The sequence below is a fragment of the Ferrovum sp. PN-J185 genome, from assembly GCF_001581925.1.
Classification (GTDB): domain Bacteria; phylum Pseudomonadota; class Gammaproteobacteria; order Burkholderiales; family Ferrovaceae; genus PN-J185.
In genome coordinates, this window is the sequence record NZ_LQZA01000002.1 from 143026 (window position 1) to 155960 (window position 12935).

The window sequence follows — 12935 nt, forward strand, 5'->3', positions numbered from 1 at the left end:
ATAGGCGCAATAAACAGGAAAAGCTATAATTCATAATTACTACTTCATGTTTTTATACTTTATATATGTCATTACTACAAATACTTCATTATCCTGATGAGAGACTTCATACCGTAGCCAAACCCGTCTTAAGAGTAGATGAGAGAATCAAAACATTAGTTCACGATATGGCAGAAACCATGAGGGCAGCACCAGGTATTGGTTTAGCTGCCACTCAAGTAAATGTACATGAACGAATTATTGTGATTGATGTATCACCTGAACAAAATGACTTGCGTGTATTTATAAATCCCGTCATTGTTGAAAAAGAAGGAGAAGCAGTTAATGAGGAAGGATGTTTATCTGTTCCGGGTATTTATGACAAAGTGACAAGAGCAAAAAAAATAAAAGTAAACGCCTTGAATGAAAAGGGAGAAAGTTTTGAATTAGAGGCAGAAGGGTTGTTGGCTGTATGTATACAACATGAAATAGATCATTTAGATGGTAAGGTATTTGTCGAGTATCTCTCTTTATTGAAACAAAACCGCATAAAGACCAAATTAAAAAAACGTGCTAGAGAAACCTTGTAATGCGAATTATTTTTTGTGGTACGCCTGAGTTTGCTAGTGTTCATCTTCAAGGGTTAATCGAAGCAAATATTGTTCCCATTGCTGTTTTCACGCAACCTGATAGGCCGTCAGGACGTGGCCAAAAGTTAACTGCGTGCCCCACAAAAACTGTGGCTTTAGCCCACGGCATACCAGTATATCAACCAAATAATTTAAAAAATGACGAAGTCATTGAGCTTATAAAAAATCTACAATGTGATTTAATGATTGTGGTGGCATACGGCTTAATTATCCCCAAGCGTATTTTATCTATACCAATCCTGGGTTGTATTAATGTTCATGCCTCGTTGTTGCCACGTTGGCGTGGTGCTGCACCTATACAAAGGGCTATTGAAGCGGGTGATAAAGAAACAGGGGTAACCATCATGCAAATGGATGAAGGGTTAGATACAGGAAATATGTTAGCCATTTATCCTTGTGCCATAACCAATCAAGACACAGGTCAAACATTGACCGATAAATTAATTCTTTTAGGTATTAAAGGCTTAAAAGAGGTGTTATCCCAACTCAAAAACAATACCATTCAAAGTCTTCCCCAACCGATAGAGGGAGTCACTTATGCCCATAAAATTACTAAAGAAGAGACCATGATTAATTGGACTCAAACCGCCACTCAAATAGATAGACAAATTAGAGCATGGCAACCCCATTTGGTAGCTAAAACCTTACATCACGGTAATATATTAAAAATATATCAAGCAGAAGTCATAGAGAGTGACACTCAAGTTCAACCAGGAACTATTATTAAGGCGCAGGATGGAATAGAAGTGGCCTGTGGAAAAGGAAAGTTAAATATAAAAGTGTTGCAAATCGCAGGTGGAAAGGCACTGCAAAGTCATGAATTTTTACGAGGCCATTCATTACAACTAGGTGAAATATTAGGTCAATGATGGAAGAGAATCAACGTTTAGCAGTATGGGTTTTATGGTACGTGTTTCAAGGGAAAAACATTGATCAAGCACTATTATTGGCAGAAAAGGAACTTACATTAAGAGAGGTTAATTTAGGTGCCGTAAAAGACTATACTTACGGTGTATTGCGTTATGGTTGGCAGCTGAAATTTATAGTAAAGAAACTATGTAAAAAATATCCCTCGCAACTTATAGAAAATTTATTATTAATTGCACTCTACCAACTTCTCTATACCAATGACGATGCTTTTACTATCGTCTCTCAAGCTGTGAATACCGCTGCTAAGCTTGATCATATTGCTTTAAAAGGCTTTGTTAATGCTGTATTACGTACTTTTTTGAGAGAAAAAGATAGATTTATACAAGTAGCACAACAGAACGAAGAAGCGCGTTACAACCACCCACAGTGGTGGATTAATAAAATAAAACATCAATATCCATTAATTTGGGAGGATATATTAAAAGAAGCTCAACAGAGAGCCCCTTTCACATTAAGAGTAAATACACGGCAATGTAGTGTTGAAGAGTATGTGAAAAAATTGAATGAAGCTCACATAGATGTGGTTTGGGTGAACAACGAAGCGATTATTCTTGCAACACCTTGTTCCGTAGATAAATTACCGGGTTTTGATTTGGGTATGGTTTCAATTCAAGACGCATCGGCTCAACTTGCTTTAAATTATATTGATTTATTTTCTCAAGCTCGTGTTTTAGACGCCTGCGCAGCACCAGGGGGCAAAACCTGTCATTTACTCGAGCATGGACAATCCATTGAATTACTGGCTCTAGATAAATCAGAGGATAGATTGCAGCGCATCTGGGACAATATAAAACGATTAAAATTAAGCACACCTCGACTTAGTATAAAAGCAGTAGACGCACGCGATATTAATAGTTGGTGGGATGGCGTACAATTTGACCGTATTTTATTAGATGCGCCCTGTACGGGTTCAGGTGTGGTGAGACGACACCCTGATATAAAATGGTTAAGGCGAGAAAGTGATATATCTCAGTTAGTAGCAGAACAAGAAGCACTGCTAAATAATTTATGGCCTTTATTAAAACCTCAGGGAAAATTAGTATACGTAACTTGTTCAATTTTTAAAGAAGAAACCAGTGAACAAATACAAAAATTTTTAAAAAAACACACAGATGCAAAGCAATTAAATAGCGGATCAGAACAAGAAAGCTTTATAAAACCCGATAGTTTCCACGATGGATTTTACTATGCGGTATGCCAAAAAAATTAAACTGTTTTTTATAATACTATTAACAGGTCTTGCACTGAATAGCTGGGCAGAGGGTATTACTATTGATTCGTCTACTGTTACTGTAGACTCTCAACAGGGAATTATTAGTGCACGCTACACGATTCAACTTAATAACACGCTTGAACAAGGGTTAAATCGTGGTATTCCTCTCATTTTTAGTTTAAATTGCGATGTGATTCAATCAAGGTGGTATTGGTTCGATAAAAAAGTATATTCTTCTCAACAAGATCGAAAACTCACCTTTAATCCCTTAACTCGTACATATCGATTTTATCTAGGACCTGTTTATGTTTCATATGATTCGTTATCAGAAGCCTTACAAGCAGTGGGACAAATTAGTAATTGGTCTTTAGGTGAACCTAATTTATTGAAAAAAAATGAAACTTACCAAGCTACACTTCAATTAAAGCTAGACGTGTCTCAGTTACCCAAACCATTTCAAATTGATGCCATCGCTAATAGTGACTGGACTCTTTCTTCTAAACAATATCAATGGATAATAAAACCATGAAGGCAGAAAAAACAGCCAGTTTTTCATGGTTAAAATGGGTTCTTATTATCTCCGCTATCTTTGGCGTGGTATTACTGTATTTGTTATCAGAAGCGACGGGTAACACGTCGCTCTTTTCTAAAAACTATCCGCGTTTACTGGCCATTGGCGCAGGTGTTGCTTTGGTATTGATATTACTCATCTTAGTACAACTACTGTTACTTTATAAAAAAATACGTGCTCGTGTTTTTGGTTCAAAGTTAACGCTAAAGTTATTAATGATTTTTGTATTAATGGCAATTATTCCAGGCACCTTGGTGTATGGAGTCTCTGTTAAATTTTTATCAAATAGTATTGAATCATGGTTTGATGTGAATGTGGATAAGGCATTGACCTCAGGGCTTGATCTGGGTCGCACCACTTACGATACCTTGCTCAATGATTTAACACAGAAAGCAGAAAATATGGCTTTGCAATTGTCTGATGCATCAATTATTGATGAAGAGACTATGCTCTATCATTTAAGAGAGCAATATGGGGTACAAGAGGCCACCCTTTTTTCAAAAGCAGGTTCTGTGTTGTCTTTTTCAAGCGCTCAAAATGATGCGTTAGTACCAGAGGCTCTACCAACTAGTAGTAATATCATTCACCAAATAAGAACACAACGCCCTTATAAAATGGTTGAGAGTCGTCCGGGAAAAGGACAGTTTTTAAGAGTAGTTGTCCCTATTAATACTATTTCTTTTGAAGAAAACTTAAGAGCTCTGCAAGTTATTCAACCCATATCAAAAGAACTCGCACAAGAAGCTGATAATGTTGAAGCAGCCTACCGTGGTTATCAGGAACTATTATTAGCTCGTGATGGATTAAAACGTATTTATGCCTTGAATTTGTCGCTTGTTTTATTATTAAGCATGTTAAGCGCAATTATTTCTGCATTTATTATTTCAGAGAAAATTAGTGCACCATTAGGTCTTCTTGCTGAAATTACCAAAGTAATTGGCTTGGGTGACTACAGCAGAAAAATACCCGTTATTAGTAATGATGAACTTGGTATGTTAACGGAATCTTTTAACACTATGACAGAAAAGTTAAAGGATACTTCTGAAGCCAGAGAACGTGCACAGGAAAAATTGACAGAAGCTAAACAATACCAAGAAAACATTCTTTCCAATCTTTCTACTGGTGTGATTGTATTAGATCAACACTTTCAATTAAAAAGCGCTAATGTGAGCGCAAATGAGATATTAGGTATTCGTTTAATTAGAGTGCGTGATATTGCTATTCAAGAATGGAGTCGCTTTATAAACGAGTTAACAGAGTTAAGTCAGTATATTCAGGAGCGCTTTAGAGAAGCCAATGACTTTACTTGGGATGGCGATATTGATTTTAAAACTAAAAGTGGACTGAAAAAAATACACTTTAGAGGATCAAGGTTGCCTGGTGGAAATAACAGCGATTATGTTTTAGTATTTGATGATATAACAAGAATGGTTCAAGCTCAGCGGGATGCTGCTTGGGCTGAAGTAGCAAGAAGACTTGCACATGAAATTAAAAACCCATTAACGCCTATTCAGTTGTCAGCAGAACGATTAAGGTTAAAACTTACTGATAAATTGCCTCAGGCAGAACAGGAGTTACTAAACAGAGGAATTCTAACCATAGTAAACCAAGTTGATGCATTAAAAAATATGGTTAATGACTTTAGTGAATACGCTAGATCTTCAGCAACTAAAAATACAGTATTAAATTTAAATAATTTAATACAAGAGATAATGGGTTTATATGAATCAAATGGAGAACAAATTCATTTACAGTTAGCTTCTAATTTGCCTGAAATTAAGGGGGACTTAAATCGTTTAAGGCAGGTAATTCATAATTTAGTGCAAAACTCGTTGGATGCATTGCAGGACCATAGCCATCCAAAAGTTACTATAATAACTAGAGCACAGGATAATAAAGTTATTTTAACAATTAGCGATAATGGCCCTGGTTTTTCAGAAGAGTTCTTAACAAGAATATTTGAACCGTATGTGACGACTAAAACTAAGGGAACGGGACTGGGATTAGCGATAGTAAAAAAAATAGTTGAAGAACATCAAGGTAATATTGAGGCAGGTAATTTAGATACAGGTGGTGCGAAAGTAAGCATTAGTTTTCCTGTAGCGGAGAAAGTGTAATGGCGAATCATATTTTAGTAGTAGATGATGAAGTTGGTATTAGAGAGTTATTGTCAGAAATTCTGTCCGATGAAGGTTATGAAATAACCTTGGCTGCAAATGCATTAGAAGCCAAACAATTAAGGCAAACCACAAGACCTGATTTAGTATTACTGGACATTTGGATGCCAGAAATGGATGGTATTACTTTATTGCGTGAATGGGTAGGTTTAGGTCAATTAACCATGCCTGTGGTTATGATGTCAGGGCATGCGACGGTAGATACTGCAGTGGAAGCCACACGAATAGGTGCTGTGGATTTTTTAGAAAAACCAATTACATTACCTAAACTACTAGCTACAGTAGAAAAAGCGTTACGTAAAGGCGAAACCCAATATAGACCAGATTTATCAATGTTACAGCTTGGTAAAGGGGCCGTTGTTAGTGAGTTAAAACGACGTTTAGATCAGGTTTCAAACAGATTGGCACCATTACTATTAGTTGGTGAGGTGGGTTGTGGCACTGAACTTGCAGCGCGTTATCTTCATCAGCCTAATACTCCGTGGTTTGCACCCGACTCGAATAACTGGCTAACTGACAATCCCTTCGAGCCTTTGAATGAGTGCCAAGGCGGTATTATTTTTATCCAAGAAATAAAGAATTTAACTAAGACTGAACAAAAGGGATTAAGTCAGTTATTAGGAAAGTTAGAAAAACATCATGTAAGATTAATTTGTGCCTCTAGTATGACGGTAGGTAACTTAATTAGTGAAAATATTATTGATGTTGAATTGATAACTAGACTGTCACAATTAACACTATCTATCCCTCCTTTAAGAGATCATGCAGAAGATATACCAGATATTGCTGCAGCAATATTGGGTAGGTTAATTGAGGCAGGGGAAATTCCTCATAAAGTACTTACCTCCTCTGCATTGAATAGCTTAAGACAGTTACAATGGCCTGGTAATCTCCCTGCCCTAACCAATGCTATTCGTACACTGGCTTTAACAACAACAGGCACAGATATTGTTTCTGAGGATGTCATAAAAATCTCCTCAGATTTTGATCGACAGCAAAAAAATCATTTTAATATGATTGGTTTTGATATGCCTTTAAGGGATGCCAGAGACTTATTTGAAAAGGCCTATTTTGAATATCATATACAAAATGAATCGGGCAATATGTCGCGTGTGGCTGAAAGAGTTGGCTTAGAAAGAACACATTTATATCGTAAATTAAAACAACTTGGAGTAAAACTTGCCTCTCAACGAGGCGAAGAATGATAAAACGTAAATGGCTAATACTCTCCCACGGATTTAACATGGATGGGAGAGCAGCTAGCCTTACTATAACTGACAAAATCCCTCATTTAATTGAAGAAGGCATAGAGCCTGTCGTATTAAGCGCTGTCACAGGAAAAAAAGATACCCGTTTTTACCATCGTCAAATTCTACCTTGGGGTCCTGCGGGATTACGTTTTGATTTACGGCATTTGATTGCTCAAAAGTACGGGCGTGGTCTATTTTATAGACTAACAACTGGTCCTGTATCCATTATTCTTTCTCCTTTAATTTTAATAGAGCGTTTGATTATCGGTCTACAAAGTCAATGGTCATGGACACCTGCTGCCATATTTTGGGGATATATCGCAATTAAGAAATTTGATCCAGAATTAATTTATTCAACAGGCGGTGCCTATTCAGCTCATTGGGCAGGTATTTGGTTGAAACGGATTACTAAAAAACCATGGATTGCAGAAATACATGATCCTATGGTGTTTCCTGGAACGGTACCAAAAACTAGAAATTTAAAGTTTTGGGCAAAACTTGAGGGAATGATTTGTAGAGAGGCCAATTTTGCTTGGTGGTTTACTGATCAGGCGATGCTCAGTGCCAAAAGAAGACATCCTGAGCTTGGCGACAAAGGAAAGGTTATTTTACCAGGCGCAGAACCGCCCATAGTTACAGCAGAATATAAAAGAGATCCACAATATATTCATATTGGACATTTTGGATCATTATCTAATGTAAGAACTTTAAAAGGGTTTGCTCAGGCATTCTTAAAGTTAAAAGAAGAGAGTTTGGATATTGCAAATCATTTCAAAATAGAATGCTACGGTGGTCATATAGATACCAATGCAAAAAAATTTATAACTGAAAATCAATTGGAAAAGTATTTTATAGATATTGGACGCTTAGAGTATGACCCTAAAACAAAAAAATCAGGCCGAGAACAAATACAAATAAAAATGCAAGAAATGGATTATTTATTAATTATCCATGGAGACACAGAAGATTGTGCAGAATATATCCCATCAAAGTTTTATGATTATTTATGGGCTAAGCGTCCAATATTCGCGATAATAAATAAAAATCAACAATTTAAAAACTTGTTATCAAAATATAAAAGTTTAATTTCAAATGCAACAGATATTAATTCAATAGTTGAAAAACTAAATGAAATTTATATTAACTGGAATGAAAAAAAAGAAGTGAATATCAATGAATTACCTATTAGTACAAGTAATGCTACAAATCAAATTATTGAATATGTAAATCATGAAATTAATTGATATACCAAATCAAATTAAAAAAATTGAAGTTCCAACAAATATGACTGTATTTAATCCATCTTTAATTTCAGTTAAAGGTGGATCAATGGTCTTGGTAAGAGTTGTAGAGGAAGATAAAACCAAAAAAAATAGAAACGGCTTTTTCTATTCTGAGAATTGGATAATAAATTACGATGAAAATTTAAACGTTAAAAATTATTTAAGAATAGATGATGAAGAAATAATACTAAATAGAAAAGAATGTAGCTATGGTCTTGAAGATGGAAGATTGTTTTGCTGGAATGATGAAGTATGGGTAATATTTTCAGGTTTAAACATAGAAAACAATCAGTTTATAAATACAATGTGTATAGCAAAGATTGTAGAAAATAAATTAGAGAATTTTCAAGTTATTGCATCACCTGAAAATTTGAAAAGAGAAAAAAACTGGATACCATTAATTAAAAATAACGATTTATATTTTGTTTATAAAATTGATCCTTTAGAGATATACTTATATAAAGATAATAAATTAGAATTGATTTTTAAATCTAAATATAGAAAGCAAAAAAGTTTTATTTCAGGGTCATCAACAGCGCTAAAATACGATGATAGGTTTATATTTATTTCTCATCATAGAAAAAAGATAAATATTTTAAAAAAAATTTTTTTAAAATTAACTAATAAAGAAAAATATAAAAAAAACAAAGTTATTTTTTATCATCAACTACATGTTTTAGATGCTTCATTTAGTACTATTTTATCTAGTGAAAAATTTATTTTTGAAAAAAAGGGAATTGAATTTTGTGCGGGAATGGACATTTTAGATAATGAAGTAAAAGTATCATATGGTGTTGCAGACAAAACTGCGAATATTATGCTAATAAAAAAAGATATTTTTTTTGAAAAATTAATGAATTATCTAGGTAAATGAAAATATCTAAAAAAAGTTATGGGAATTTAATACCAATAGAATTCTTGGAGAATAATTTATCTTTATGGATTTATATACTGGTTTGTCTTGCTCCAGTAGTTTTCTTTTCGTATGAAAAATTATTTGGAGAGGTCTATAAACTAATCTCCTTACTTTCCTTAATAGGATTAATAACACAAAAAAAGAAAATATTGTTTAATTGGAAAGAAAATAAAGCTTCACTAATGATATTTTTGATTTATCCGCTCACAATTTTTATAACACAATTATTTCGATGGGCATGGAATTTTCATGAGTATTTAGATAGTTTAAGGTTTCTTTTTGCTATACCAATACTAATATATTTATCCGAAAAAAAAATTGATTTCACAAAAATTTTAGAAATAGTTTTACCAATATCTTTATTTTTATCCTTAATAACTACAAAATATTTTTTTTTAGACACTCAATACGGTACAAATAGATTTACAGATTTATTTCTTCATCCAGTTTATTATGGAGAAATTATTATTTCTATGAGTTTAATTCTTTTATCTACATTTTTTTTATCACCATATAGGTATTCATTTTTTAGTATTTTAAAAGTTATTGGAATATTAGTGGGATTTTATATTTCCATAAAAACAGAGAGTAGAACTGGTTGGATTAATGTTTTGATAATTCCCATGATTTTGTTATGGTTGAACAGAAGAAGTGTAAAACAGTATTTTTTCTTTATCACACCAGTTTTTATATTAGCAATTGTAATTATCTTATTTGAATTTAATCATGATGTATCCTCTAGATTAATTGAGCTTTATAATGAAATTAGAAGTTATCCTTGGTCGGGAGGTATTGCTCCAGAGACATCTGTTGGGCTAAGAATTACTTTTTATCGTATAGGCTGGTTTTTAATATGTCATGAAAATTGGTATGGATGGGGTATTAAAGGGTTTGGTCATATCTTAAGCAATCCTGAATTATTAGCTTTTTCTTCTAAATATACATTGCAGTATGTTTATCTAACCCATTTTCATAATCAACTATTAACTTTGTTAGTGTGGTATGGAATATTTGGGTTAATAATTTATTTAATATGCTTTATTGTTCCCTTAGTACAATCTCTGAGAATCATCGAGAAAATAAAACATGATTTTTTAATTAGAAAAAACGCAACTATACTAATTATCTTTTTGATAACACAAATAGTTTCAGGTTTTTCTGATATGGTTATTTTATTTAAATATATGATTATGTTTTATAGTTTTATGATGGCAGGCTTGTTGGCACCTTTAACTTCTAATAATATAAAAGAACAAATAAATCAATCTACTTTAAATACTAAAATTAAGATTTGAGTTTAAGTAAAATTAATTGATAAAGTAATTTCCAGTTTTTTATACGTATACATGTCTTAAGTGCTTTAGTATATCTTTTGTTTAATTTCTTTTTTATAAAAATTTTGAGCGATTTAATTAAATTAAAATTCAAAAAAATATCAAGTTCAACAAGAAAAGATTCTAATATTGTTACATTTTTTGAGTTTGATACACTACCCTCAGTAATTCTATATGCAGTAGTAAATAAAGGTACAAAATTAAAATTTAAATTATGTTTAAAGCATTTCCACGTGAATGCATAATCACAAGCGTCTTTAATCAATCCATAATTACTAAATTTAATGTTATATGTATATTCAATACTCTTGGCAGTATTAGTATTAATGATGAAACCATTGCTTGGTACTGATTGATTTAAAACTATGTCAAAGGTACTCATATCATTTAAAGTACTATTTCTCTTAAATTGATTATTAAAAATCACGCCTTCTTTATCTGTTTGTAAGCCTTTATTAGTGAGCAATTTTTGCATCCCAAAATAAACCATACTCTTATCATGGGATACATATGAAAAGAAATTCTTAAGGGAGTTTTCGAGTAGTAGATCATCATCATGGAGAATCATCAACCATGTTGAATTAGAGTTGCTTATTAGATCTTGAACGTTTCTTGATTGCCCTAAAGGTATTTTTCGATTAAAAACCAAAATGGGAAGATTAAATTTCTTTTTAAGTTGTTCTTGTGATAGAAGCATTGATGAGTCGTCATTCCCAATTAATATTTCATTTGGCGTTACCTCTTGCTTTGTAATAGACAAAAGACATTCATTTAACAATACTAGACGTTTATAAGTAGGTATTAAAATTGATAAATCAATATAAGATTTCATGACCTAGATTATTAGATTTTTAATATGATCAACTGATATATTCAAAATACAATCACTGAAACTAAGTAAGTTGTTCTCACATCCTTCTTTATTACATGGTACGCAGCCATTTTCACCTTGTACAATAATAATATTGTTTATTAAGGGATTGTTTTTTAACACCCAAGGATTGCCTGAAAAATTACCTATAGGCCAAGGACCCCATTTAACTGGATTGGTTGGACCAAATAATGCAACAGTTTTTGTACCGGTAGCAGCGGCAATATGGGTAATTCCAGTGTCTGGTCCAATATAGCAATTTGCTTTTTTAATGAGAGCGCCTACCTCTCCAAGAGAAAGTTTGCCAGCTAAATTTAAGCTACCTGTTGCCTGCTGAATATCATGACAATATTCAAGTTCATTTTTGTCTGAACTTCCCGTTAATATTACTTCTACGCTTTTTTGTTTTATATATTTAATTAATTCAATCCATTTGGCTTTATCCCACATCTTATAATTAAATTTAGGGTATGGGTGAATAACAAAATAAGGAGTGTGAATATTAAATTTTGATAAATCTAGTTCTTTAAAGGGTGGGACGACAGTGTTACTTGGTGAAATAGTTAAAAAAGAAAGTAATTTTTGTCCATGAATTACTGTATGAGTGTTTAAATCATCAAATAAAATACTATCTGTTAATAGATGTTTGGATAATTTTGATGTGTGTTCATTGTAAAAGCCATAGGATTTTTTGGCTGATATAAAGCAATACCATCTTGCTCTATCTGAGGAAACAGGGCTTAACGCCACATCGTATTTATTCCATAGAAAAAAATACTCTTTTATTCTATTAAATAATGAAGTACGGTGAGGGGATGTAATGACATTATTAATAATGCTATTACCCTCAAGAATTCCTTCATTACCTTTTAATACTAAATAATCAATCTGTGCATGGGGATCGTGCTGGCGAATAGAATGGGCAATCGGAGTACTTAATAAAATATCTCCTAATCTTAATGTACAAATAATTAAATATTTTTTTGTGGGTTTTAGCATAAAGTAAGGATCTTATTTTGATCCTGAAAATGGCGCGCTCGACAGGAGTCGAACCTGTGACCTTTGGCTTCGGAAACCAACACTCTATCCAACTGAGCTACGAGCGCACTATAATTAAAATTGAAGCGTATATATTCTTAATAGAATAGTGCTATTTTATATTCTTTATTGAATAGATACAAAGAAGCTATAATGAAAAAGTATATCGCAATGGATTTAGATCATGTCTAATACAAACTCTTCTTTTCTAAATGTAGTTAAAGGTATTTTGTTAACAGCAGCAGGCGTTGTAGTGGTTTTATTCCTACAACATTTTGTGTTTAGTTTAAAGCCACAACCGCATATCTCAAATACAGAAATAGAAAAAAGAATTAAACCATTAGCGAGTGTCGTCATAACTCCTCTCCCCAAGCAAGCTACCGCCGCCAGTGAACCAGCAAATAGTTCGCAAAATAAAACTGTTGATACTGCTTCTACATCATCAGTAACTAAAGAGTCTGTAGCTAGTAACGATAATACTTTAGTTGGTAAAAAAACATTTGATGCTATTTGTACTGGTTGCCATAGTTCTGGAGCGTTAGGTGCTCCTAAGTTTGGTAATAAAAAAGACTGGGCACCAAGAATAGCTCAAGGCATAGATATCTTATATCACAGTGCTATTAACGGTAAAAATAGTATGCCTGCTAAAGGCGGTAATCCTTCTTTAACAGACGCTGAGGTTAAAGCTGCTGTTGATTATATGGTGGCTGCAGCTAAATAGCG

Annotated in this window: 12 protein-coding genes and 1 tRNA gene; 10 read left to right on the top strand and 3 right to left on the bottom strand. The window is 33.1% G+C overall.

Going from position 1 to position 12935, the window contains the following annotated elements; translation table 11 throughout:
- Positions 1 to 65: 65 nt before the first annotated feature.
- Genes def through FV185_RS05410 form a run of 9 tightly spaced genes read left to right on the top strand, consistent with a single transcriptional unit; the run spans position 66 to position 10264 of the window.
- Complete coding sequence (def, locus tag FV185_RS05370; RefSeq protein WP_067494659.1) at positions 66 to 569, top strand: peptide deformylase; 504 nt, start codon at positions 66 to 68, stop codon at positions 567 to 569.
- Entirely contained in the window at positions 569 to 1498 is a 930-nt protein-coding gene (gene fmt / locus FV185_RS05375; protein WP_067494662.1) for a methionyl-tRNA formyltransferase, read from the top strand. Before def ends, fmt begins: the two co-directional genes overlap by 1 nt.
- Positions 1495 to 2769 carry a 16S rRNA (cytosine(967)-C(5))-methyltransferase RsmB gene (gene rsmB, locus FV185_RS05380; RefSeq protein WP_067494665.1) on the top strand — a complete coding sequence of 425 codons (1275 nt, stop codon included), beginning with the start codon at positions 1495 to 1497 and terminating at the stop codon, positions 2767 to 2769. Before fmt ends, rsmB begins: the two co-directional genes overlap by 4 nt.
- Positions 2747 to 3301 carry a DUF4390 domain-containing protein gene (locus tag FV185_RS05385; RefSeq protein ID WP_067494668.1) on the top strand — a complete coding sequence of 185 codons (555 nt, stop codon included), beginning with the start codon at positions 2747 to 2749 and terminating at the stop codon, positions 3299 to 3301. Before rsmB ends, FV185_RS05385 begins: the two co-directional genes overlap by 23 nt.
- Positions 3283 to 5460, top strand: a complete 2178-nt coding sequence (locus FV185_RS05390; protein ID WP_082787047.1) for a sensor histidine kinase — start codon at positions 3283 to 3285, stop codon at positions 5458 to 5460. The genes FV185_RS05385 and FV185_RS05390 overlap by 19 nt, the downstream gene beginning before the upstream one ends.
- Entirely contained in the window at positions 5460 to 6725 is a 1266-nt protein-coding gene (locus FV185_RS09795; protein WP_067494674.1) for a sigma-54-dependent transcriptional regulator, read from the top strand. Before FV185_RS05390 ends, FV185_RS09795 begins: the two co-directional genes overlap by 1 nt.
- Positions 6722 to 8014, top strand: a complete 1293-nt coding sequence (locus FV185_RS05400; protein ID WP_067494676.1) for a hypothetical protein — start codon at positions 6722 to 6724, stop codon at positions 8012 to 8014. Before FV185_RS09795 ends, FV185_RS05400 begins: the two co-directional genes overlap by 4 nt.
- Positions 8001 to 8927 carry a hypothetical protein gene (locus FV185_RS05405; protein WP_067494679.1) on the top strand — a complete coding sequence of 309 codons (927 nt, stop codon included), beginning with the start codon at positions 8001 to 8003 and terminating at the stop codon, positions 8925 to 8927. Before FV185_RS05400 ends, FV185_RS05405 begins: the two co-directional genes overlap by 14 nt.
- Entirely contained in the window at positions 8924 to 10264 is a 1341-nt protein-coding gene (locus FV185_RS05410) for an O-antigen ligase family protein (protein ID WP_067494682.1), read from the top strand. The genes FV185_RS05405 and FV185_RS05410 overlap by 4 nt, the downstream gene beginning before the upstream one ends.
- On the opposite strand, the gene FV185_RS05415 is transcribed toward FV185_RS05410, so the two are convergent.
- The 3 genes from FV185_RS05415 to FV185_RS05425 all read right to left on the bottom strand — a co-directional run bounded on the left by FV185_RS05415 (position 10254) and on the right by FV185_RS05425 (position 12280).
- Positions 10254 to 11135, bottom strand: coding sequence for a glycosyltransferase family 2 protein (locus FV185_RS05415; RefSeq protein ID WP_067494685.1), 882 nt, complete (start codon positions 11133 to 11135; stop codon positions 10254 to 10256). The two genes, FV185_RS05410 and FV185_RS05415, sit on opposite strands and share 11 nt — an antisense overlap.
- Positions 11136 to 11138: 3 nt before the next feature.
- Positions 11139 to 12173 (bottom strand): glycosyltransferase family 9 protein, encoded by a 1035-nt coding sequence (locus tag FV185_RS05420; RefSeq protein ID WP_067494688.1) that lies wholly within the window; start codon positions 12171 to 12173, stop codon positions 11139 to 11141.
- A gap of 30 nt (positions 12174 to 12203) precedes the next feature.
- Positions 12204 to 12280: transfer RNA gene (locus FV185_RS05425), tRNA-Arg, on the bottom strand.
- A gap of 116 nt (positions 12281 to 12396) precedes the next feature.
- On the opposite strand from FV185_RS05425, the gene FV185_RS05430 reads away from it, so the two are divergent.
- Entirely contained in the window at positions 12397 to 12933 is a 537-nt protein-coding gene (locus FV185_RS05430; protein ID WP_067494692.1) for a c-type cytochrome, read from the top strand.
- Positions 12934 to 12935: the final 2 nt, after the last annotated feature.

What these genes read in the sequence shown, in the direction of transcription:
- fmt (WP_067494662.1), top strand. Translation starts at nt 569, where the DNA reads ATGCGAATTATTTTTTGTGGTACGCCTGAGTTTGCTAGTGTTCATCTT.
- def (WP_067494659.1), top strand. Translation starts at nt 66, where the DNA reads ATGTCATTACTACAAATACTTCATTATCCTGATGAGAGACTTCATACC.
- rsmB (WP_067494665.1), top strand. Translation starts at nt 1,495, where the DNA reads ATGATGGAAGAGAATCAACGTTTAGCAGTATGGGTTTTATGGTACGTG.
- FV185_RS05400 (WP_067494676.1), top strand. Translation starts at nt 6,722, where the DNA reads ATGATAAAACGTAAATGGCTAATACTCTCCCACGGATTTAACATGGAT.
- FV185_RS05410 (WP_067494682.1), top strand. Translation starts at nt 8,924, where the DNA reads ATGAAAATATCTAAAAAAAGTTATGGGAATTTAATACCAATAGAATTC.
- FV185_RS05415 (WP_067494685.1), bottom strand. Translation starts at nt 11,135, where the DNA reads ATGAAATCTTATATTGATTTATCAATTTTAATACCTACTTATAAACGT.
- FV185_RS05405 (WP_067494679.1), top strand. Translation starts at nt 8,001, where the DNA reads ATGAAATTAATTGATATACCAAATCAAATTAAAAAAATTGAAGTTCCA.
- FV185_RS05385 (WP_067494668.1), top strand. Translation starts at nt 2,747, where the DNA reads ATGCGGTATGCCAAAAAAATTAAACTGTTTTTTATAATACTATTAACA.
- FV185_RS05420 (WP_067494688.1), bottom strand. Translation starts at nt 12,173, where the DNA reads ATGCTAAAACCCACAAAAAAATATTTAATTATTTGTACATTAAGATTA.
- FV185_RS09795 (WP_067494674.1), top strand. Translation starts at nt 5,460, where the DNA reads ATGGCGAATCATATTTTAGTAGTAGATGATGAAGTTGGTATTAGAGAG.
- FV185_RS05430 (WP_067494692.1), top strand. Translation starts at nt 12,397, where the DNA reads ATGTCTAATACAAACTCTTCTTTTCTAAATGTAGTTAAAGGTATTTTG.
- FV185_RS05390 (WP_082787047.1), top strand. Translation starts at nt 3,283, where the DNA reads ATGGATAATAAAACCATGAAGGCAGAAAAAACAGCCAGTTTTTCATGG.